This window comes from Sporosarcina sp. P2 (genome assembly GCF_002743255.1).
Taxonomy (GTDB): domain Bacteria; phylum Bacillota; class Bacilli; order Bacillales_A; family Planococcaceae; genus Sporosarcina.
In genome coordinates this window covers 45,069-65,225 of record NZ_PDYY01000010.1, presented here as the reverse complement: position 1 = coordinate 65,225, position 20,157 = coordinate 45,069, and the positions used below count along the sequence as shown (strand labels likewise).

At 39.2% G+C, this 20,157-nt stretch carries 23 protein-coding genes; 9 read left to right on the top strand and 14 right to left on the bottom strand.

Annotation, left to right across the window (positions count from 1 at the left end):
* Nucleotides 1–81 precede the first annotated feature (81 nt).
* Nucleotides 82–1,290, bottom strand: coding sequence for a CDP-glycerol glycerophosphotransferase family protein (locus CSV67_RS11445; RefSeq protein WP_099631720.1), 1,209 nt, complete (start codon nucleotides 1,288–1,290; stop codon nucleotides 82–84).
* Between the two features lie 121 nt (nucleotides 1,291–1,411).
* Between CSV67_RS11445 and CSV67_RS11440 the strand changes: the two genes are divergently transcribed.
* Together CSV67_RS11440 and CSV67_RS11435 are read left to right on the top strand one after the other, a co-directional pair.
* Nucleotides 1,412–2,653: a glycosyltransferase gene (locus CSV67_RS11440; protein WP_233192602.1), complete on the top strand. Its 1,242-nt coding sequence runs from the start codon at nucleotides 1,412–1,414 to the stop codon at nucleotides 2,651–2,653.
* Nucleotides 2,622–3,356: an HAD-IIB family hydrolase gene (locus CSV67_RS11435; protein WP_099631718.1), complete on the top strand. Its 735-nt coding sequence runs from the start codon at nucleotides 2,622–2,624 to the stop codon at nucleotides 3,354–3,356. The genes CSV67_RS11440 and CSV67_RS11435 overlap by 32 nt, the downstream gene beginning before the upstream one ends.
* Before the next feature lie 30 nt (nucleotides 3,357–3,386).
* On the opposite strand, the gene CSV67_RS11430 is transcribed toward CSV67_RS11435, so the two are convergent.
* From CSV67_RS11430 to CSV67_RS11420, 3 genes are all read right to left on the bottom strand, one after another.
* Nucleotides 3,387–3,938, bottom strand: coding sequence for an integrase (locus tag CSV67_RS11430; protein ID WP_099631717.1), 552 nt, complete (start codon nucleotides 3,936–3,938; stop codon nucleotides 3,387–3,389).
* A gap of 262 nt (nucleotides 3,939–4,200) precedes the next feature.
* On the bottom strand, nucleotides 4,201–4,530 hold the full coding sequence (locus CSV67_RS11425; RefSeq protein WP_099631716.1) for a KGG domain-containing protein: 330 nt from the start codon (nucleotides 4,528–4,530) through the stop codon (nucleotides 4,201–4,203).
* A 590-nt stretch (nucleotides 4,531–5,120) separates the two neighbouring features.
* Nucleotides 5,121–5,414, bottom strand: a complete 294-nt coding sequence (locus tag CSV67_RS11420; protein ID WP_143560709.1) for a KGG domain-containing protein — start codon at nucleotides 5,412–5,414, stop codon at nucleotides 5,121–5,123.
* 234 nt (nucleotides 5,415–5,648) lie between these two features.
* Between CSV67_RS11420 and CSV67_RS16820 the strand changes: the two genes are divergently transcribed.
* A complete protein-coding gene (locus tag CSV67_RS16820) occupies nucleotides 5,649–5,807 on the top strand; it encodes a hypothetical protein (protein WP_199173172.1) in 159 nt (52 codons plus the stop codon).
* Nucleotides 5,808–5,846: 39 nt separating this feature from the next.
* Here CSV67_RS16820 and CSV67_RS11415 read toward each other — a convergent pair whose 3' ends face one another.
* Nucleotides 5,847–6,581, bottom strand: a complete 735-nt coding sequence (locus tag CSV67_RS11415) for a hypothetical protein (RefSeq protein WP_099631715.1) — start codon at nucleotides 6,579–6,581, stop codon at nucleotides 5,847–5,849.
* Nucleotides 6,582–6,585: 4 nt separating this feature from the next.
* Nucleotides 6,586–10,434, bottom strand: coding sequence for an AAA domain-containing protein (locus CSV67_RS11410; RefSeq protein WP_099631714.1), 3,849 nt, complete (start codon nucleotides 10,432–10,434; stop codon nucleotides 6,586–6,588).
* A gap of 643 nt (nucleotides 10,435–11,077) precedes the next feature.
* Here CSV67_RS11410 and CSV67_RS11405 point away from each other — a divergent pair.
* Both CSV67_RS11405 and CSV67_RS11400 read left to right on the top strand, forming a co-directional pair.
* Nucleotides 11,078–11,266, top strand: coding sequence for a hypothetical protein (locus tag CSV67_RS11405; protein ID WP_099631713.1), 189 nt, complete (start codon nucleotides 11,078–11,080; stop codon nucleotides 11,264–11,266).
* 30 nt (nucleotides 11,267–11,296) lie between these two features.
* Entirely contained in the window at nucleotides 11,297–11,533 is a 237-nt protein-coding gene (locus CSV67_RS11400) for a hypothetical protein (RefSeq protein ID WP_099631712.1), read from the top strand.
* A gap of 96 nt (nucleotides 11,534–11,629) precedes the next feature.
* Here CSV67_RS11400 and CSV67_RS11395 read toward each other — a convergent pair whose 3' ends face one another.
* On the bottom strand, nucleotides 11,630–11,959 hold the full coding sequence (locus CSV67_RS11395) for a YunC family protein (protein ID WP_099631798.1): 330 nt from the start codon (nucleotides 11,957–11,959) through the stop codon (nucleotides 11,630–11,632).
* A 244-nt stretch (nucleotides 11,960–12,203) separates the two neighbouring features.
* Between CSV67_RS11395 and CSV67_RS11390 the strand changes: the two genes are divergently transcribed.
* Complete coding sequence (locus tag CSV67_RS11390; RefSeq protein WP_099631711.1) at nucleotides 12,204–13,778, top strand: amidohydrolase; 1,575 nt, start codon at nucleotides 12,204–12,206, stop codon at nucleotides 13,776–13,778.
* 54 nt (nucleotides 13,779–13,832) lie between these two features.
* Nucleotides 13,833–14,327 carry a TspO/MBR family protein gene (locus CSV67_RS11385; RefSeq protein WP_099631710.1) on the top strand — a complete coding sequence of 165 codons (495 nt, stop codon included), beginning with the start codon at nucleotides 13,833–13,835 and terminating at the stop codon, nucleotides 14,325–14,327.
* 39 nt (nucleotides 14,328–14,366) lie between these two features.
* On the opposite strand, the gene CSV67_RS11380 is transcribed toward CSV67_RS11385, so the two are convergent.
* Entirely contained in the window at nucleotides 14,367–14,609 is a 243-nt protein-coding gene (locus tag CSV67_RS11380) for a hypothetical protein (protein WP_099631709.1), read from the bottom strand.
* A 78-nt stretch (nucleotides 14,610–14,687) separates the two neighbouring features.
* Nucleotides 14,688–15,668 carry a YsnF/AvaK domain-containing protein gene (locus CSV67_RS11375; protein ID WP_099631708.1) on the bottom strand — a complete coding sequence of 327 codons (981 nt, stop codon included), beginning with the start codon at nucleotides 15,666–15,668 and terminating at the stop codon, nucleotides 14,688–14,690.
* Between the two features lie 161 nt (nucleotides 15,669–15,829).
* Here CSV67_RS11375 and CSV67_RS11370 point away from each other — a divergent pair, with 161 nt between their 5' ends.
* Nucleotides 15,830–16,237, top strand: coding sequence for a YugN family protein (locus CSV67_RS11370; protein ID WP_099631707.1), 408 nt, complete (start codon nucleotides 15,830–15,832; stop codon nucleotides 16,235–16,237).
* A gap of 44 nt (nucleotides 16,238–16,281) precedes the next feature.
* On the opposite strand, the gene CSV67_RS11365 is transcribed toward CSV67_RS11370, so the two are convergent.
* The 4 genes from CSV67_RS11365 to CSV67_RS11350 all read right to left on the bottom strand — a co-directional run bounded on the left by CSV67_RS11365 (nucleotide 16,282) and on the right by CSV67_RS11350 (nucleotide 18,485).
* Nucleotides 16,282–16,602, bottom strand: a complete 321-nt coding sequence (locus CSV67_RS11365) for a hypothetical protein (protein ID WP_099631706.1) — start codon at nucleotides 16,600–16,602, stop codon at nucleotides 16,282–16,284.
* A 66-nt stretch (nucleotides 16,603–16,668) separates the two neighbouring features.
* A complete protein-coding gene (locus CSV67_RS11360; protein WP_099631705.1) occupies nucleotides 16,669–17,010 on the bottom strand; it encodes a CHY zinc finger protein in 342 nt (113 codons plus the stop codon).
* Nucleotides 17,011–17,270: 260 nt separating this feature from the next.
* Entirely contained in the window at nucleotides 17,271–18,023 is a 753-nt protein-coding gene (locus CSV67_RS11355) for a YqcI/YcgG family protein (protein ID WP_099631797.1), read from the bottom strand.
* 93 nt (nucleotides 18,024–18,116) lie between these two features.
* The gene (locus CSV67_RS11350; RefSeq protein ID WP_099631704.1) at nucleotides 18,117–18,485 is read right to left on the bottom strand and encodes a carboxymuconolactone decarboxylase family protein; all 369 of its coding nucleotides are present in this window, start codon (nucleotides 18,483–18,485) and stop codon (nucleotides 18,117–18,119) included.
* A gap of 100 nt (nucleotides 18,486–18,585) precedes the next feature.
* On the opposite strand from CSV67_RS11350, the gene CSV67_RS11345 reads away from it, so the two are divergent.
* On the top strand, nucleotides 18,586–19,083 hold the full coding sequence (locus CSV67_RS11345; protein ID WP_099631703.1) for a metallophosphoesterase family protein: 498 nt from the start codon (nucleotides 18,586–18,588) through the stop codon (nucleotides 19,081–19,083).
* Nucleotides 19,084–19,100: 17 nt separating this feature from the next.
* On the opposite strand, the gene namA is transcribed toward CSV67_RS11345, so the two are convergent.
* Nucleotides 19,101–20,120, bottom strand: coding sequence for an NADPH dehydrogenase NamA (gene namA, locus CSV67_RS11340; RefSeq protein WP_099631702.1), 1,020 nt, complete (start codon nucleotides 20,118–20,120; stop codon nucleotides 19,101–19,103).
* Nucleotides 20,121–20,157: the final 37 nt, after the last annotated feature.

Genomic DNA, 20,157 nt, shown 5'->3' with positions numbered 1-20,157 from the left:
CCTTTACTTCTGTTTATTACAGTTATACTGTACTGCTTCGATAGAAACAAGAGGAAAATGTTTTTCATTCTTAGAATGCTATTAATGACCTCTCTGATTCAATACAAACTCCTTTTGAAAAAGAGCCTTTGCTAGACGTTCACAATTTTGCTGATCGAAAAAGTCAATGTATTCGGATGCTCTGCCGAAAAAAGGATTATCATATCGTTTTTCTTCAATAATAGTTTCTAAATAATGGAGTACCTTTCCTTGATTATTCGCCTTATAGCCAAATAGATCTGTATCCAAATCTAAATAGGAACCTCGATTTTCCAAAAATGCTTGTTGATCGAACGTATAGAAAATAATAGGTTTATTCATATAAAGAAAATCCCAGCAAATGCTGGAGTAATCTGTTATTAGCAGATCCGCATCATGCAATTCTCGCATAATTACTATTTCATCGAAACTGAAAAAAGATATCTGGTCACTAATTAAACTATTTTTTCTGAAATATGTTTCATAACGTTTCATGAAAGGGTGTAGGATAACCCTCACTTCAAGCTTCTCCTCTTGGACGAGCTCTTGTAGCTTTTCGCTATTTAGAAGTTCCACGGTTGATTGAAAATACGTACTCTCTAAAAATTCTTCTTCAGTTAGGTCAAATAGCCACTCTCTCCAAGTAAACATCAGCAAAAGACGTTTAATTTCAGAGGAAGGCCGATTGAATGGCAACAGGTCAAAACGAGCCATACCTGTCACAATCAACTTTTCTTTTGGTATCCCCCATTCATTGCGCTTGATATTATATTCATATTCCGAAGCACAATTAAAGTAATTACACCTTTCCAATAATGGGATATCTTCTTTCTGAATTAAAATCTTTTTGAAACATTCAATACCATGACTGATATGCAACATCACGGTTTTTTTATTCAAGAAGATGAACTTATCCATATAAGGAGCCAAGTCATACATGATGGAATGACCATGAACGGAATACTTCGCTCGAAAGAATAATAAATAATTACGTAAACTGCCAAGCGGCACAGCATTCGGAATCTCATGTTTTTTTATGTAATCGTATTGCGGATCATACATCCAGTAAATATCCATTTGCTCCGAAAAGTTATCTATAGCGTAGCGATGAAACACCGCAGCGTTATCCTCGTATTTTTCTCCAAGATTTCCGCCAATCAACAGAATTATGTCGGTATTCTTTCGATAAAATAATTTAGTGATTACATAGGCTGCCAGAATCTTAACATATGTCCATCCTGTTTTCCATACAGGGCTTTGTTTTAGCTGCATACATTCACCTCCAGACTTCCTTCATTTCCCCTATATTTATACATAATAAACCAATATATGTTTCTCTTTGAGATATTCAGGGTAAATGAATAGAGCTTTAAGAATTATTTGTTTGAAAAGCATGAAGAAAGGAGCATTAAAAGGCATGGTAAGAAAAGTATTGTTTATTTCTGATCATGGTGATCCGTTAGCACCACTAGGCAGTGAGCAAGCCGGCGGCCAAAATAATTATGTTAGACAACTGGCTCTAGCTTTAGAGAGTGAGGGGTATGCGGTAGATGTGGTCACGCATTGGAATAGTCTAGATACACCTCAAGTTGAACGTTTCGGAACCGCCTGCCGTGTCATACGCATAGCAGCAGGAAAACATTATTTTGTGCAAAAAAATGAAATGTACCGTCTGATTCCCGCCTTCTTTGATGAAATGTCAAAGACCCTTAACTTCAAAGATTATGATGTCGTGCATACTCATTATTGGTTATCGGGCCTTGTTGGTTCTTTTATAAAGCAAAAGTGGGGTATTCCTTGGATTCACACGAATCATTCGCTGGGCATGGCGAAGCGGAAAGCAACAGGTAACACGGAAGCACTCCGCTTGCTTACTGAAAAAATGATTCTGACTTCAGCAGATTTGATTGTAGTTACAACTCAATCGGAAAAACAACTAATCCGTGAATTTATAGATAATCCAGCACCTATGAAAGTTATTCCTATCGGTGTTGACAAAGCGTTTCAAGCGAACAAGCCAAAACTTGTAGTATCACCTTACTTTGCCTTTGCCGGTAGATTGCAAACAACGAAAGGTATATACACTCTCCTAAAGGCATTTGAACTGTTTATAAAAGACCGTCCTTCCACAGACCGTACTAAGCTGATTATTGCAGGCGGCAGTGAATCGTGTATTTCTCCTACAAATCATTTACCGAAGAGCCCGAAGCTTCGTATGGCAATTGAAGGCTTTAATCACAAAGTGGAATTTCTGGGCCCTCAAAATCAACAGCAACTGGCTCGATTGTTTACTAACTCAATCGCTACTATTGTCCCGTCATATTATGAATCATTCGGAATGGTCGCTGCGGAAGCGCAAGCATGTGGAAGTCCTGTTATTGCTTCAAAAGTCGGGGGACTGCAGAACATTATAATGCATGGCATGACAGGTCTGCACGTGGAGCATAATAATCCCTTTCAACTATCACAAGTCATGTCTACTCTATTGGATAAGCCTCATTTCACCAAAAAGCTAGGACAGAGAGCAGCTGCTTATGCACGTGAGGAATTTGATTGGAGAGTAATCGCATACAAAATGGCAAGAGCATACAAAGGAGTTGCCAATGAAACAAAAATCGTACTTGCTGGCGACTGACCTGGATAATACGTTAGTCGGTGATCAGACAGCATTAAATAACCTTTTCTCATTCTACCGTGACAAACAGTTTGATCCTGCCCTCGTTTATGTAACAGGCAGACATTTAAATTCGGCGCTTTCACTCATTAAACAAGAAAAATTGCCACTGCCCGATATCCTCATCACGGATGTTGGAACAGCAATTTACCATGCACCTGATTGGTCAGAAGACAGGACATGGGCCGCATGGGTAAATGAAACGTGGTCACCTAATGACGTTCTATCAGCTTCTGCAGACTTCCATTCGATAATCCGGCAGAACTTACCTCATCAAAAGCGTATATCCTATACCCTAGATTCCTGTCAGCCACATATCGTACAAGCTATTCAAGCTAAGCTCGATACTCATCATATTCCCTGTCATATCGTATACAGTTCAGGAAGTGATTTGGATATACTACCTGAACGTAGCGGTAAAGGCAAAGCAATGGAATATGTCCTTCTTGAATATGCTAAGAAAGGCGTGAATATTTTACTCGCAGGGGATTCAGGCAATGACGCTGAAATGCTGTCACTTGATTATCCCGCCGTTATTGTTGGAAATGCTCAAGATGAATTGAATGAGCTGCCACCCCATGCGCTTCTTTACCGCGCTGAAGGGTATTATGCAGACGGCATAAAAGAAGCTTGGGACCATTTCTATCCTACAATTCACATCTAAAAACCAGTTGGCTTGGTGTCCAATTGGTTTTTACTTTAAAGAATTTTCTTTTATCAGCTGACGGTAAACTTGTAAATGATTTTGAGAGAGTTTGTTATAGGTAGCCAGACTAGTATTTTTAATTGAATGAAAATCGATTAGGTTGACTATCTGATACCGCTCGTTCAACTTGTACGCATTTTTCCAAGCGGTTACTTCGAAAGCTAAGTTCATTTCATCTTCTTCAATCAGCATTTCCAACAAATCAGGCGATTGATAAATCTCTTCCATAGTAAAACTCTTTTTCATAGTGAAAATTTCCATGGTTCTCGCTATTGATTCTTCTAAAGCAGGCAGATCAATGGCATGGCCCAGTTCATGCATGGTAAGGGTCTGTACATATGTCTCAAACGAACAGAAAAAAGCGAGCTCTCCATAGGCAGTTTTCAGCCGCCCTTCGTCAAATCCAATATATTTTCCTATAAAATTATAACTCATATTGATTCCATCCTGAACTTTTCGAATTTCTTCTTTCATACACACATTTTTCATAACATCGTCAATACATTGTAGTACATTTAAAGACACAACCTGATTATCCATTCTCATTCATCCCTGTTTCCCTTATATATGTTTCTTCCACAGAATTTTATTCCTGAGAACATTATACTAACCCTTATATATTCAATCAATATACTTTATGATTAATTGCCTGTTTAATTTCAAATTTAAAAAATGAATTCACGCTTCAGACAAAACACCCATTTCACTACGTAAAAATACTCTTAAATCATATAAATGATTCAAGAGTATTTTCATTTTGCCTTTATATTAGATTTTATGTGTATATAGCATTCCCCAGTTATCAGTTATTATCGCGCTGTTTAGCACGTGCTTCTCCGCCTTTACGACCCGCTTCTTCTCGGCTCATTTTACCATTATTGCGGCTATTGTTGTTCGAGTTGCCTGAGTTATTTGAGTCGTTCTGATCGGCTCTTGCTTCGCCGCCTTTGCGACCGATTTCTTCATAGAATTCCTGGCCATGGTTTTTAGAGGTGGCTTCCCCACCTTTACGACCGATTTCTTCGTAGAATTCCTGATCATGATTTTTAGAGGTAGCTTCTCCGCCTTTACGTCCCGCTTCTTCAAGACTCATTTTCTCATCATTGTTGTTGCGATTGTTTTGGTTAGCCATTTTTATAATTCCTCCTATTACATTAATCGTTTTGAGCTCGTCGACAAGCTTACTAGATATATTCCCAGCAGACATGAGAATAAACTTATAAAATGATTTTAATGGCATATTAGTATAAAAGTGATAGAAAATTCTATTTATTATTTATATTTTTAGGTGTTAATACCCGCTAATTTTAACAAATCACAAATTTATTCTTGGTTACCCCCATTTAAATCTGAATTTATTTATCTTTTACAATAAAAGCTGCATATTTATTATACAATTACGCCTACTTACAATAGACCTTTTAGATCTTTTAAAAGAGTGGAGACACAACCGTGGTGTATGATGAATATAAAACAGGCAGTAACGCTTCCTAATATTTGCAACAAATGACAAAAAATATTTATGGATATAAAAGAAGACATTTCCCAAGGGTTTGCCATATTATGCCAAGCCGCTGTTTTATTAAAAAACGCACATCCTACGTGTTGCAATGTGGCATTAATCCATTCGAAAAACCGGGGTTATCCATACTTCCCCGGTTTTTACTGTGTTATTTAATGTAAAGAATCTTTGAGAACTGCTGACTGTTTTACCATGTAAAATCATACGGATGTATGTTTTTCATTACGCTGACTGGCGCGAGCTTCACCGCCCTTACGTCCAATGTTCTCGTAAAATTGTTTATCGTGCTTCTCGGAAGTAGCTTTTCCACCTTTCCGACCAATTTCTTTATAAAATTCGCTACTATGCTTTTTAGCTGTGGCTTCCCCACCTTTACGACCAATCTGTTCATAGAACTCTTTGTTATGCTTTTTAGAGGTGGCTTGACCGCCTTTACGTCCCGCTTCTTTCAAAGTCATTTTCTTCTTTTGTTCTGTATGATGTTGGTTAGTCATATATATTCTTCCTCCTTATTATTCAACTTACAAAGCCTAATGAATATATTCCCAATATACTACGTGCTAAACACAAGACATCTTAAACAGCTTCTTTTCGAATGGAAGACTTACAGAATAGAATTTATTCCCCATTTAAATGAATTTGCCAAACGCTATCCCTTTTTTCACGTATAACTTTTCAATTTTGAACCAACTTACGTATGAAGGTACTTACAGAAGGGAGATTGACAAATGGGAAGAGATGAACATACTAAAGGAAGTAAATCGGCCGGCTCCTTACCACAAACGCCAAAGAACCAGACGATTGCTGCACGCGATATGCATGAAGAAATCGCGAAAGAATTCGCCGAATTACGTAAAGCTCCCACACAAAAAAAGCGTAAGTCTTAAGTAAAAAAGATCAGGGGAAATTTCCCTGATCTTTTTTACTTATTTCCGAAGTGGGGCTTGATCATCTAGAAGCTTTTCCAAATGCTCGTCCCATTCTTCCGTTAAAGTATTCCACACTCTAGTGAAATAGCTGTTTTCCGCACGATTATAAACGTAGAACTCCACACAAGGAATATGTTGGTTTTCAAGCTTTTGTGGGATCTCTATTTTATCCACCACATTCTGAAGTGAACCTTCTGTAACTTCTACGCGAGTAGCAAGTAGTGTCACCCGCAATTGTTCATAATCTAGTTCTTGCAGACTTCTTGGGAATTTCTTTGCTAATCTAAACTCTTTAACTCTTGCCGTGAAGACTTTTTCAGGTTGTTCACATAAAATTGAATTGTGGCAAGGACTATAATAAAACTTTTTTTCTGCCTTTTCAGGTGGATGTTCGTAAATACCTGATTGTAATTGATTTACTCCAACGCTCGTCAATTCAAAACTGTCTTTACGCAACTTGATCATCTGTGCAGCTTCCATCTTATTAAACAAATTCTCTATAAACAGTGGTTCAACGGCAAGAAAATCTGCAATTACCTTGGGCTCAGATACATCTAACCTTTGAATTGTTAATAAGATCATTTTCATTAATATGTCCATCGTCGTGCGTTTAATCGTTGTGTAGGGTATTTTAATAAGCTCGACCGGCAATCCCCAGCTGTCTGATTGTTGTATATGGATATCGGGTTGTTGCTCGAGTTCTTGTTGTAATTTTTTTCGAAGCAAATCCATTTACTCATCTCCCCTGGATTTGGTTTATTTTGCGCAATCCACCTTGATGATCTACAACTTCTAGCAAGTGTTTATACATATTCCTCGTAGTGGCATTTTTAGTATGGATGGTGAACATATCAGAACTCCCAACGATAATGAGCAGTTCTCTTGCACGTGATAAAGCCACATTCAGACGTCGATAATCTTTAGCGAATCCAATGTCACCATTTTTATTATCATGATTTCTAACGAAGCTCAAAATAATAATATCCATTTCCATACCTTGGAACTTATCTACCGAACCTGTTCGGCAATGTAATTGTTTGGGACGAATTTCTTGTTGGATCAATCGATCAATTCGCTTCACTTGTTCACCGTAAAAACTAATAACACCGACGCTTTTCTTTTCGTCTGGCTTCATAAGGCCGTCTTTTTTAGCTTTTTCCGTCGCCTGTTCTATATCTAGCAACGTATCTTGAACGATGGTGAGCTCCGCTTCATTGAAACGACTTGTCCCCCCTTTGACTTGATTTTCGAAAAATGAAGGTGTATTGGGTGTATCTAGCCATAGCAAATGGTCTTTTCTAGTGATATTACTGCTTTCGAGCAGATGATCACGCAATTCGTCTGAATTGGGAAGCCCGCATTGTAATTGATAGTCCCCGTCTTTATAAAATGGTGCGATAGTTTCCATGATTTTTTCATGCATCCGGTACTGAATACTGAGCATCGTTTTGTTTTGCTTGGGCAACGTACGGAATAACCGTTCGAATAATGATTCATTAAGTAGTTTTTTCATTTCACGTTGCACTTCTGGATCTTTTTGCTGATCTACCAGTTCGTCCATCGTTTCTTGACCTACAAGTGGCGGTAACTGATGATGGTCACCCACTAGAATAACTTTTTTACCTTTTAGCATGGGTAATAATAATTCTGGCGGTGTTGCTTTAGATACTTCATCAATAATCACTACGTCGAAGACAGGGTATTCTTCCATAAACTTTTTAGAAGCTGATGCGACACATGTCGTGCCTATTACGTTCGCATGATCGATATACAGCTTACGGATTTCGTCAAGGTCATATTCATTGGCATCACGCAGCAATTCCTCCCACTGCGCCTGTAGTTCTTGTAGGATAGGAAGCTGTTGTTGTTCTTTTACTATTTCTGCTTTTCGTGTTTCAGCTTGAGCAAGTTCTATTTCTATTTTCTCTAATTGCTCTGGTAAATCTGGTTTCAATTGAACGGCAAGTTCTTCTATTTTCTGCTGTCGTTGTTGCTGTTCTTCTTGTAATTGCAATGTTTTTTGCTCTACTTCTCTGACTTCTATTTTTTCTTGTTCAAGTAGTTGTTTTGCTTGAGAATACTTTAGTTCCGAAGTAGTTAAGGTTGCTGCTAATTGCGTTACGTTTTTTATTCGTTGTCTGCACTCCAATATCTTCGTTTCAAGCTGATCAATTGCCTGTGTGAGTTGATTTCCCTGCCACTGTTTTTCAGGCGGCCCGTTGGTTTGTAGGTATTCATCAATCTTTTTCTCCAATGCTATTTGCTTGGATTCCAGATGTTGCTTCAACTCTTCCTTTCGCTGTATATTGGCTTGTATTTCATGAAGTTCCTGTTGGAGGAATCTCAAAATCTCATATTTCACTTCCGCAAATACTTCCTTTACAGAGTGGACTTTCTGTTGTTGAAGATCAATTCCTTTTGCACGAACGATCTCTTCTTTACCGTAAAACAATGACATACCTTGTGCAATTTTTTGTAGAACTTCCATTTTCCCGGATGAAATTTCTTTATTTTGCAGCACTTTTTTTGTTGTAGGATTGATTAAAAACTTTCCTAAACGATCAATCATTTCATGCATTTCTTGTATAGTTGTGAAATTTTCGGTTGAGCGCTTAGTAATGGTTTCTACCGGATAACGGTGCGTCTGCAAAAGAGATTGTGTTTTTTTAATAGCCGTCTGAAATCGTTCATGAAGTTCCTTCCATTCCTGAAATTCATAGGAATACTCTCCACTTTCAATCGACTTGATGATTCGTTGTAAGTCGTTATTCCGCAACGTAATATGAATAGGTAATTCAATCTGGTTTTCAGCGAGCGTCAGTTGGATATCTTTCATTTTCGTCTGAGACTTTACGAGACGATGTGTTGCTTGTAGCAATCGTTCTTTATCAGGAAGAGTTTTGTATTCTTCCATCATCTTTTGGTGTGCTTCGGTATTGGTCCGCAATTCTGCAAGCAAGTTGATGTAAGATTGTGTCTGTCTTAATAAGCACTGCTCTTGTAAAGATTCTTCCACTTGACCTGACAATTCTTCTTTATTCGGCTCTGTTTTTAGCTGTTTCTGTAACCCTGCAATTTCCTTTACGTGTTGAGCAAGGTCAACTTCAGTTTGCGCCATTTTTTGCTGCTTTTGAGAAAGCCTGCGTACAGACTGCTCAAGCAGAGATTTCCGAGAAAAGTATTCAGACTTTAGTTTTTTCAACTTCTCTTGCACTATGTTTTGCATTTGTAGTTGCTCAGTTAATATGATTTTCAATTCTGTATTTTGTTTAACCTGATTGGATAATTGATCCGCATGCTTTTGCAATTCGATATCTTTTTTTCGATAAATTGCACGTGTTGCTTGTACGGTTTCAATTGTTTCATTTCTCCAGTGCAACGCCACATTTTCTTCCATGAAACGCTTGCCCTCTTCTTCGATACTTTCCGATCGCCCATAACGTAAAATACGTGTCGCTGGATCTGTAAGTAATCGACCGAGTGCGTTATCTACTGCTAGATTTGATTGGGATGCAACAAGTGTCCGCAAGCCGGCTTTGACGTTCTGATAGCAAATTTCGGATATTACCGTTGTTTTACCTGTGCCGGGAGGACCTTGGACTACAAACAAGTCATGTGCTTTCATCGCGCCCGAGACTGCTTCTTGCTGGAATTCATTTAAATTATTATGAAACTCCAGTTTCGGCTGTTTATTCGTAATTTGCACGACAGGTCGTTCCTCAAATAAGATCTTTTCCAAATTCGCATTTGCCGCTAGACCATCTTGTAAGTCTTTGAAACCTTTACGTAACCGACGAATCTGACTTAATTCAGCAAAGTTCGTCAGCACTAGGCTTTTATTACGTGTTGGTAACCAGTGCTCAGATCTTGCTTTCTTCTGAAACCGTTGATTTAGTTCCACGACAAGGATTTTCTGTCCTTTCTGAGCATCGATGACTTGACCGATCTCAGTGGTGAGTTCATTCATTTTTACACTAAATCCACGGAGTTGCTTCCAATTTTTCATTTGCAAATCTTTACATTGAAGACGTACCTTTGTAAAATCACTAGTAAAACTGGCTTGGCTAAATGTACAGGAGATATCCGCTACATCCGCATTTTTCTCCGCAATTTGTAGATAGCCTTCCCAACTTTCAATGCGTTTTTTTACATATTCTGAACGCTCTTCTGCGATGGGCAATTGACGCAACCTTGTATAAAATTCAATTGGCAGTGCGACTCCTGCACGGTTTAACCTGAATTTTATTGCTGTATGTAGCCGCCGATTTGTCTGAACAGGCTCTCTTGCACCTCTGACATGAAAGCCTGTTGCGAGCAAGCCATCCGGTTTCAATACGCACTCCATAACTGCCACACGTTGCTGTACTTCTTTGGCAAACCTTTTATTTGTATGTGGATCAAAAAACAGCGCATAGGATTGGTTCCCCATACGATTCTCTGGTTTCTTTTCAATATGTATATCAAAAACAGACTCTGAAGAAACAAAAGCCTCTTCACTTAGAAACCACTGTTCCAAACCTTTTCGTGCATTTTTCGTTATTTCCAGACTGCAAAGTATCATTTCTATATTTTTTAACACACTCATGGTAGTTCATTCTTTTCAACATAGGGCTTTACTTCAGCAAGATTATACATCGTGCTTCTCCCTGTTATTCCCTTGTTCAAAGCTCTCACCTCAGTCCTCTATTATAGATCATAAGTGCATATACCGCGAGTAAGAAAAATCTCAAAAAAACTTTTTCAAATTAATTTAAAAAAGATGTTTAGAAATAGTTTGTATGGGTATACTATTACTACAAGGCAAACTGAAGGGACTAGTTAGTGAAGTAAGCTGCTAGATCTGGACGAGATGCACAGCCTTGGCGGAAAATTTTTCTTTACTGGCAAGTGGTACACTCGGTTTGGGAATCTGCTTTTAAGATTCCAAATGAAAGACAGGTTTACCAGGTAATGCGAAAGAAGTTTTTTGTGTAAGTGCAAGTGAAATTCCTGCTTCAAAGAAGTTAAGCAGTGCAACATGCAAAACGCATACTACGAGGGTACAATATCGTCAGTATGGAGTAATCGCAACATAAAATTTTCCGCATAGTTAGAGAAGAACAGTCAGTGATTAGAAGGTTTTAATCACTGACTGTTTTTTGTTTTGTCGCTAAACCATGTGAGTTGTTTAATATGAATGAAAACTGGGAAAACAACATATAAGAAACAATAACGAGGAGGAGCATTATATGAAAAAAAGAATGGCGTTGACAGCTATTGGTTTAGGAGCAGCCTATTTAATGCGTAACAAAGATGCACGGGACAAATTGTCTCGTCAATTCGACGAGTTCAATGACACACCTATGCGCGGCGAACGTAAAGGTAACACTCAGAAACCTGAACCAAATAAAGGATTACTAGGTAGATTTTTAGACTAAATATATTGAATCGCAAAGGAGTAGATTTGCATGAGCGAAGAGAAAAGAGTTTTTACAGAAAAAGACCGTAACAGGGCAGAGGGCGGTTATATGGATAACCCCGAAAATTTAAAAACGGATAAGGAAAGCATTTACGATATGCATGAAGATATGCAGACCGTAGACGCTATTCCTTTGGAAGATGTTCGTATGGAGGAAGAAGAAGAAAGACATCATCGTGAGACGAAAAATCGTTCGTCCAGTGAAGAAAAATATGAAAAGGAATAATGATGTTTTGAAATACACTGAAATAAACACGTAAAGTACTTAACTGATATGAAAGCTGATTAGAAAAGTGACGCCCATCAAAACGGGCGTCACTTTTTATGTCATTTTTAATAGTGCTTCTGATCCAATCATACCTGCGGAAATGCCGTAGTTCTCAGCTTCCAACGTTACCGATTCTAGCGGGGCTGCCAGCAATTGCTCTATCGTTTTCACACCAACCGCGCGTCCCGCAACAATTTTACGGTCTGCTAGTACACTATTTAATAATCCTACATCAAGTGCCCCACACATAATATACCCTTTGTCATTCGAAACTGTAAGTAGCGTCGTTTTCGGTAGTTTTACCGTAACTGCTTGAAATGACTGTCCATCTATAGATATGCTTTGATGTTCAATCAAGACACTCACCCCTTTCTTTATCAGCATATGATAAGCCAATTAAAACGTGATTCATCTTACAACCTTTCCTACACTGGAATGCATGAAAATCTCACCAACTATGGTAAAAGTATGACGTCGTTATGTATTCATGTGCTACTCTGTTGTGTGAATATCCAACCTACACTTCAGAATCGCTAATTAGCTCAACGTATTTTATATAAAATTTTTCATCTACTATTTGTTGATTCATCTTATTCAGTTTACTATAGGTAGATAAGGAGGTTTCGGTATGACAACGATTTGGTTTAATGCACTCTTTTATACGATGCAAAATGAAGGACATACAATAGATGCTTTACTGACAAACGACGGAAAAATACTAGCGACCGGTTCATATGATGAACTAAAAAATCAAGCTGATACTCAAATAGACTTGCAAGGTGCTTTTGTTTACCCTGGTTTTATCGATAATCATATGCACATGATCGGCCAAGGTGAAAAGCTGTTGCGCCTTGATTTATCCAACACCACTTCTTCAGAACATATGATGGAGCTGCTTCTAAACGCCTATAAAGATTTGCCAGAAGACGAATGGTTCATTGGGGAAGGTTGGGATGAGAATAATTTTCCTGACAAGAAAATCTTCACTCGCTATGAGTTGGATGCTGTAACAGATTCACCCATGCTATTAAAACGCACTTGTTGGCATGCTGCTATCGTCAATTCAAAGGCTCTGGAACTAGCTGGTATTACAAAAGAGACACCTGATCCTGATGATGGTATCATTGAACGCGATCATAACGGCGAGCCGACAGGGTTATTGAAAGAAGGTGCTATGCAGCTAGTGCTTCAACTTTTACCGACTCCAACAGAGGACTATGTTACGAAAGCTTTGGAAACTTCTGTTGATCATTTACTATCTGTCGGGTTGACAGGTGTTGTGACCGATGACTTAGGTTACTACGGTCACTATCAGACGCCATTGAAAGCTTTCAATAATGTTCTCGGTGGTGATCGAAAATTTCGTGCTCATTTACTGTGTCATGTTAGTGTATTTTCTGATTTGATGGAAGACCATATGCTCTATAATACACCGTGGGTAGAGCCTGGTGAGATGAAGTTCTTCATTGATGGCGCTTTTGGCGGCAGTACTGCGCTGTTAAGTGAGCCGTACACCGATGAACCCGATAATGTAGGAACAGCTGTATTGACCGATGAAGAGATCGATAACTATGTCAAAATGGCAAGACACTATGGAGAAGCTGTTGCCATACATGTGATTGGTGATCTAGCAGTTGAAAAAGCACTAGATGTCATTGAAAAGTATCCTGCTCCAGCCGGCAAGAAAGATCGGTTTATACATGTCATTTTATTACGTGATGATTTAGTAGAGCGAATGCAAAGGCTTCCCATTGTTTTAGATATACAGCCTGCGTTCGTTCCTTCTGATTTCCCTTGGGTTAGGGACCGACTGGGTGAAGACCGGCTTGACTGGGCATATGCATGGAAGAAGCTTCTAACTAAAGGTTTTATTTGTGGCGGGGGATCAGATGCTCCTATTGAAGATCCGAATCCTTTGCTAGGTATACACGCAGCAATCACCAGAAGATTATGTACGGAACAGCATGAAGGATATTTGCCAGATGAAAAACTTAGTCGTTATGAGGCAGTACAATTATTTACTTCAGGCGCAGCGGCTACTATAGGTAAAATGCATTCAAGAGGAAAACTCTCAGTTGGATTTGATGCAGACTTCACGGTCTTGAAAGACAATGTTTTCACTATAGACGTTGATCAAATAACTGAAATACAAGTAGAAAAAACTATTGTCGCTGGTGAAATTATGTATACAACGAATACGTAATCACTGTTTAGTAACTAGTGAATGGGGGAAACTTTCTAAAAAGGGGGTTTTACCTTGGAATTATTAAAAGTATATGGTGAACTGGATTGGAAGAAGCTCACGCGTAACGTGTTAATTCCAGTAGTGGGCGGATCGATTATCGGATTTCTTGCTAACCGCAATACGCAAAAACAGTATGCCAAGTTGAAGAAACCTTCATTTTCTCCTCCCGGAGCTACATTTCCATTTGCTTGGACAGCTTTATATACGATAATGGGTGTTGCGAATTACCGCGTGGAAATGAAGCAGCCATCGCAATGGAAAGATACCGCTATCTCGTTGTATGACGTACAATTAGGCCTTAATTTTCTTTGGTCCTTCTTGTTCTTTAAATGGAATTTACGAGGTACAGCACTGATAGAGATGACGATTTTGTTAGGTGCAATTGCTATGACCGCTTATGAATTCAATCAGGCTGATCGTATCGCAGGCGGATTGATGGTACCTTATATTGGATGGGTTATGTTTGCACTAGTATTAAATTACTCTACATGGAAATTAAATAAGTGAACATAAAAATGTCCCTGCCACTACTGGCTGGGACATTTTTCAATGTTGATTATATTGATTTTGATTGTAGTTCATACGCTCGGCAGTCTTATAAGCGTCATACATACCCCAAATCCATACAATGGGATACGTAATGAAACCGATACCTACAAACATGAGCAGACCGTTGATTCCTTGCAAGATAATAAGTAAAATCCCTTTAAGGATTTGTCCATTATAGATTTGACCGACGCCAGTCCAGAAAAAACTAAGCACGGCTGCAATACCTGGATGCTTAAACATGTCATCTCCCCTTCCTGGCTGTTACGTCTATCCTACAGTATCCAGAAAGGGAATGACAAGGTATTTGCTACATGTTTTTTAGAAACGGTCTTTATCCAACTGATCGCCTTTGACTTCTACGTCTCCTTCTTTTTCAAAATGTACTTCCTCACGTTTCACTGATTCGTGAATCGTTTCATTCTCTACAACCTCACGCTTCTTGAGTATGATTTCTTCCGTGACAACTGGTTTCTTTGTTACTTCCACTTGTTCTTCAGTAATCGGAATGCGAATTGTCTCATCATCTTCCCTGAACGCTGCCGCGTCATTGCCATTACGACCGTCAAAACCACCTTCTCCATCTACAACTGGTCTACGTTCGATTGTCACTTCGTCGTGCGAAACGCTAACATCTACTGATCTAGGTTCTTCTACTACTTCTTTTTCAACACGGATTTCTCCACGCTGTGTTTCATGCTTATCCACTTGAAGACGTTCCTCGTGTAAACGTAGACGCTCTTCTTCTGTATCTGTGTCAGTGAAAGCATGTTCAGTTGCATGAAGGCCAGAATCTACATCCCGATTGTGTTGGTTAAGTGTATGATCTGGAAGCGTTTGGTTCAATCTGAATGCCGGATCTCCTCCATTCAATTCTTGGTCAGTTACGCTCAAGCCATTCGCTCCAAGATTTACGTCTGTACTTTTTCCAATTCTGCCGTAGAACTCGGTGTTGTCCATATAGTGGCGATTTGCTTCACCAGAATCAACATATAGCAACATGCCACCCTGTTCAATTTCCTGGTAATACTTTACTGTATCTTCTGTTCCGAAATCTAAACTATCTACCATACGACGTACATGGTCTTCTCCAGAAACAAACCCCATAAAACGATCCCACCATGAATCGTCAGCTGATTTAATTTCTGCATCCGTACGACTTCTAAGCATAGTTAATTGATCTTCATTTTTCACAACGACATAAATATCATCATCAGGCCATCCTTCTCTTTTCAACTCATCCAGACGGTTCACCAGATCTGTTTCATTATAGTACATTCCAATATATCTATTTTTACCCATATAAATCTCCTCCTAATGTTGTAATGAATTATTTAGAACTCTTTTTAACGTCGTGTTGATACATGTACCCGGGTTATGGAAATTAGAAACCTTTTCGTTAAATTTTTTGGGGATGTATAAATATTTGCTAGTATGGAATGCTGTTAAAAAGGAGTGATTTCATGCTGGAATTAGATACGCCGATTGAAGGCAAACTAGCTTGTTTTGGGACTTTACGGGATAAAGTCGATCAGCACGGGTATCATTTTGGCGGAGGCTGGGATTATCATAAAGGTAGTTTTGATTCCATCCTTCATAGAGAAGCTGGCGAAACCATTTACTTACGTGTCCCCTTTGAAGTTCATGACGGTGAACTTGATGATTTCAACACATCCATTAAATTTAAAAAACCTTACGTCATCAAACATGTGGTGAATACGGGATTAGATCCCGACTCAAGTTCTTTAATAAGTGGTTCTTTCAATCAATTCCAAGAACCGTTGGATCGAGATGCAGAAATTCGTGATAAAAGTCGTTGGGAAATTGCCGGTGAACTAGCAATTGAAGAAATACTACAGTACTTGGAATGAAAAAAGGATCTTCTTGCCGAATTTTTGGCAGAAGATCCTCTTTACTATTTTTTTAAACCTTGTATTTTTTCATCCATCTCATCTGAATCTAGCACTTTTTTAGGATATTTCTTGAAAACCGGTTCTAGTTCGCTCATTAACTCTTCTAATTCAGCCCCTGTATAGAAAAGGGTTTCGAAGTATTTGGTATTTCCATCCGACTCCACTACTATTCTAAGCCGTTGCAAAGGTTCTTTGCCGGCAAGGTCTTCATCCGTCATGATTGCCTCTTCTGCTTCATAATCGGCTTGCTGAATCCAAGTTGTTCCCGATTCATCTGCCTCTTTTGCAAATAACAGTAATTCTTCTGTATCCATCGTCGGCATCTTCATGCAAACCCCTCACTTTACTTGTTTTACTTAGTGTTCCCTGTTAGTCACAGTTAAAACCAATTAGTGGCTCGCCTCATTTTCGAAGTATAGCTCCTTATGCAGACCACACCCTCGATTAAACCCCGCGTCGCAAGAAGGACATTGATAGTCGCATTGTAAGTATTCAGTAATGGTGAGTTCGTGGCCGCAATTACCGCACAGTATGGCTTTTTCATTATATCGACTAACTGGCCAAACAGCGTGATGGCCGCAACCCGCTTCTTCATGGCATAGGTGACATGGATAATAGATTTCACAACAATAGAACTTGATGGCAATTCTGTCTGTTTCTGTTGCGTAATGGATACAGCGCGTTTCATCATCCACTAGTAAGCCCCGAACTTCTTGATCGTATTTTTTCATTTTTACGCACCCCTCTTATGTACATCATAAAAGTATGGAGGCCTGTTAAGCAATTAAAAATAGAGAGGGATTTGAAATGGAGTGGATGAGTAAGGGGCTGCAAATTTATAGACTCACCACATTGGTTATAAAATACGCGTCCCGGGTTCTAGCTTCAATCTACTCACTCACCTCTTTTTATTCATCCTTGGTTTCGAAACTCAGTCATATAAAAATGTCTCCGGCAACCGTAAGTTCACGACTGCAGAGACATCCTCAGTTTACATATCCTTATGAGTGAATGGACACTTTCCTGTTAACGGCACACTGTCGTCGCCGATGAAGAACTGTTTCCATTCATTATGCGTCGGATCTCCGTAATGGCTGATATCGGGATGCTTCGGTAGATTATCCCATACCTCTACACGTTCACGAACTTTTTCACGTGAGTTAATTCCGCCTTTTTCCGTACCTGTTAGACCTTTAAAAATTTTGCGCGGCTGGAACCCGATGACCATTGCATTTCCCAAATCACGCGTTTTGCGTTGCTTATAGGCGGGTGCATTACCAAAAGCAAAAATCGGCTCACCTTGGAAATGAAAGTCCCACAGATAATGATCAGGATCTCGTGGCGCTTCAGCAGGCCATTCTTCTTTATCTTCTTTATGCAAGTATTGCAAAATATCCCAAAACTGTTGGCGATATTCTTCTATTGTTCCTTCTTTTTCAAAGGGTTCAACAAATACAAACAGACCATGGCGTTTATGCTTTGGATTTTCAAATAGTTTTAAAAAAGCTTCTAGCGCTTGCGGTAAGTTCGACCAGTCTTTTTGTGAAATATAGGCATAGCGCAACTCGCCTTTATTTTCACCAGCCATACCAAAATAGCATGGGAATGTTTTATCGGTCACAATATCATGAAATGTTTGATATTCTCTACGTAACCATTCCGGTAAATCATTACGTTCTGTAAAGTCTTCTTTTGTCAATAAAGCGTTTGATGTTTGAATCAACGTTTTATCCTCCTCTACCATACTATGCTGTATATCCGTTACCCCGTCTTTCGCATAATGAAACATATGAAATAAAAAAACATCTTATCGAATGGCGATCGATAAGATGTTTTTTTATTGTAAAGATTTCGGATTATCCTGTAATTCATCAATCGTTTGCATAACCAATGTGACTGCTTGGCTTAAGGCACTTCCACCACCAAGCGTAGCTGCAACACCAACAGCTTCTAATACTTCTGAAACTGTACAACCTGCATCCATACAAGCTTTTGTATGGAAAATAATACAGAACTCACTATGTGCATAGATACTTACTGCTAGTGCAATCAGCTGTTTATATTTCTGACTGATTTCTCCTTCTTCAAAACCAATTTCCGTAAATGCGTGGAATGATTTCATGAACTTCGGCAACTGTTCGCTCATTGCACCCATACCAGTTTTGTAATCTGCCAGTACCGCATCCGTAAATGTATAGTCTTCCATAAAATTGCCTCCCGTCATAGCAGTAGTATGTCCGATTCTTTGTTTGCTATTCAGCGAGAATGGAAATGATATAAGCAATTACAAATACAGGAGGTTCAGTATGAAAATCGTCGTTACAGGAGATACACATATGCCTGGAAGAGGAAAAGGTTTGCCATCACGATTAATAAAAGAATGTGAGACGGCCGATTTAATTTTACATACAGGTGATTGGAAATCGGTCGAAGTCGTGCAGATGCTTTCTGAATTTGCGGAAGTAAAAGGCGTTTTTGGAAATGTGGATGACGAGGATATAAAAGAACGGTTTCCATTGCAGCAAGTGATTCAAGCGAGGCACGTAAACATTGGATTAGTACATGGTCATGGCGAGAAAAAGACTACAGAAAAACGGGCTATTGAAGCATTTGAAGGAGTGCCACTGGACGTCATCGTCTTCGGACACTCCCACATTCCTATGCTTCGTTACTTGAATAAAACCCTATTACTGAATCCTGGTTCACCAACAGATAAGCGAAAATTACCCCATTACTCTTTCGCTATCTTACATATTGATGATGGGATTCGTGCTGAGTTATTATTTTTTGATAATAAAACGTAAAGTACAAAACGAATGGATTAATATATCCAACCGCGTGTATATTGAACGGGTGATTCGATTTCTACTCCCAGTTCTTTTGCTGCTGTGTACGCCCAATAAGGATCACGTAATAATTCGCGAGCGAGCAATATGATATCCGCACGGTCATTTTGTAAAACTTCTTCTGCTTGTAGGGCTGATGTGATCAATCCTACTGCACCCGTTGCAATATTTGCTCGCTGACGGATTGTATCTGCAAATGGCACTTGATAGCCTGGGAAAGGATGAATAGCAGCCGGAACTACTCCACCTGAGCTAACGTCGACTAGATCGACACCTTGTTCTTTCATCCAGCCCGCCATTTCTGCATACTGCGAAGAATCCATGCCGCCTTCTTGATAATCTTCTGCCGAGATTCTGACAAATAACGGACCCTCCCAAACAGAACGAATTGCATCAATTACTTGCCTAAGTATGCGATAGCGATTTTCTGCTGATCCCCCGTATTCATCTTCACGATGATTACATAGTGGAGTCAGGAATTCATTAAGTAAATAGCCATGTGCACCATGGATTTCAATCACGTCAAATCCAGCTTGTTTGGCACGGAGCGCTCCTTGTTTGAATGCTTCAATGGTTTCTTCAATATCAGTGACAGTCATTTCTGTCGGTGTTTTGTGTTTTTCATTGTACGCAATAGGGCTTGGCGCATGAATTGTTCCATCCACTGTCGCCTTTCTTCCTGCGTGTGCTAATTGGATACCGGTACGGGCACCATGCTGTTTGTTTAAACGAACGATTTCAGTTAAACCTTCAATATGCTCATCTGACCAGATCCCTAAATCCTCACTTGAGATTCTTCCTTGCGGTTGAACGGCTGTTGCTTCAACGATGATCAGACCAACTTGTCCTACCGCACGCGTTGCGTAGTGGATTTTATGCCAGTCTTCTACTTTCCCATCCTGATTATGTGAAGAATACATACACATCGGTGCCATTGCGATACGGTTTTTAAACTCTACACCACGTATATTATAAGGACTAAATAATTTTGCCATGAATAATTCCTCCTCTAATAGTTACTAGAGAAAGTAT

What these genes read in the sequence shown, in the direction of transcription:
- CSV67_RS11405 (WP_099631713.1), top strand. Translation starts at nt 11,078, where the DNA reads ATGAAAAAAAGAATGGCGTTGACAGCTATTGGTTTAGGAGCAGCCTAT.
- CSV67_RS11360 (WP_099631705.1), bottom strand. Translation starts at nt 17,010, where the DNA reads ATGAAAAAATACGATCAAGAAGTTCGGGGCTTACTAGTGGATGATGAA.
- CSV67_RS11355 (WP_099631797.1), bottom strand. Translation starts at nt 18,023, where the DNA reads ATGGTAGAGGAGGATAAAACGTTGATTCAAACATCAAACGCTTTATTG.
- CSV67_RS11365 (WP_099631706.1), bottom strand. Translation starts at nt 16,602, where the DNA reads ATGCCGACGATGGATACAGAAGAATTACTGTTATTTGCAAAAGAGGCA.
- CSV67_RS11400 (WP_099631712.1), top strand. Translation starts at nt 11,297, where the DNA reads ATGAGCGAAGAGAAAAGAGTTTTTACAGAAAAAGACCGTAACAGGGCA.
- namA (WP_099631702.1), bottom strand. Translation starts at nt 20,120, where the DNA reads ATGGCAAAATTATTTAGTCCTTATAATATACGTGGTGTAGAGTTTAAA.
- CSV67_RS11435 (WP_099631718.1), top strand. Translation starts at nt 2,622, where the DNA reads ATGAAACAAAAATCGTACTTGCTGGCGACTGACCTGGATAATACGTTA.
- CSV67_RS11440 (WP_233192602.1), top strand. Translation starts at nt 1,412, where the DNA reads ATGAAGAAAGGAGCATTAAAAGGCATGGTAAGAAAAGTATTGTTTATT.
- CSV67_RS11410 (WP_099631714.1), bottom strand. Translation starts at nt 10,434, where the DNA reads ATGAGTGTGTTAAAAAATATAGAAATGATACTTTGCAGTCTGGAAATA.
- CSV67_RS11425 (WP_099631716.1), bottom strand. Translation starts at nt 4,530, where the DNA reads ATGGCTAACCAAAACAATCGCAACAACAATGATGAGAAAATGAGTCTT.
- CSV67_RS11445 (WP_099631720.1), bottom strand. Translation starts at nt 1,290, where the DNA reads ATGCAGCTAAAACAAAGCCCTGTATGGAAAACAGGATGGACATATGTT.
- CSV67_RS11390 (WP_099631711.1), top strand. Translation starts at nt 12,204, where the DNA reads ATGACAACGATTTGGTTTAATGCACTCTTTTATACGATGCAAAATGAA.
- CSV67_RS11345 (WP_099631703.1), top strand. Translation starts at nt 18,586, where the DNA reads ATGAAAATCGTCGTTACAGGAGATACACATATGCCTGGAAGAGGAAAA.
- CSV67_RS11370 (WP_099631707.1), top strand. Translation starts at nt 15,830, where the DNA reads ATGCTGGAATTAGATACGCCGATTGAAGGCAAACTAGCTTGTTTTGGG.
- CSV67_RS11350 (WP_099631704.1), bottom strand. Translation starts at nt 18,485, where the DNA reads ATGGAAGACTATACATTTACGGATGCGGTACTGGCAGATTACAAAACT.
- CSV67_RS11380 (WP_099631709.1), bottom strand. Translation starts at nt 14,609, where the DNA reads ATGTTTAAGCATCCAGGTATTGCAGCCGTGCTTAGTTTTTTCTGGACT.
- CSV67_RS11420 (WP_143560709.1), bottom strand. Translation starts at nt 5,414, where the DNA reads ATGACTAACCAACATCATACAGAACAAAAGAAGAAAATGACTTTGAAA.
- CSV67_RS11375 (WP_099631708.1), bottom strand. Translation starts at nt 15,668, where the DNA reads ATGGGTAAAAATAGATATATTGGAATGTACTATAATGAAACAGATCTG.
- CSV67_RS11415 (WP_099631715.1), bottom strand. Translation starts at nt 6,581, where the DNA reads ATGGATTTGCTTCGAAAAAAATTACAACAAGAACTCGAGCAACAACCC.
- CSV67_RS11395 (WP_099631798.1), bottom strand. Translation starts at nt 11,959, where the DNA reads ATGCTGATAAAGAAAGGGGTGAGTGTCTTGATTGAACATCAAAGCATA.
- CSV67_RS11430 (WP_099631717.1), bottom strand. Translation starts at nt 3,938, where the DNA reads ATGGATAATCAGGTTGTGTCTTTAAATGTACTACAATGTATTGACGAT.
- CSV67_RS16820 (WP_199173172.1), top strand. Translation starts at nt 5,649, where the DNA reads ATGGGAAGAGATGAACATACTAAAGGAAGTAAATCGGCCGGCTCCTTA.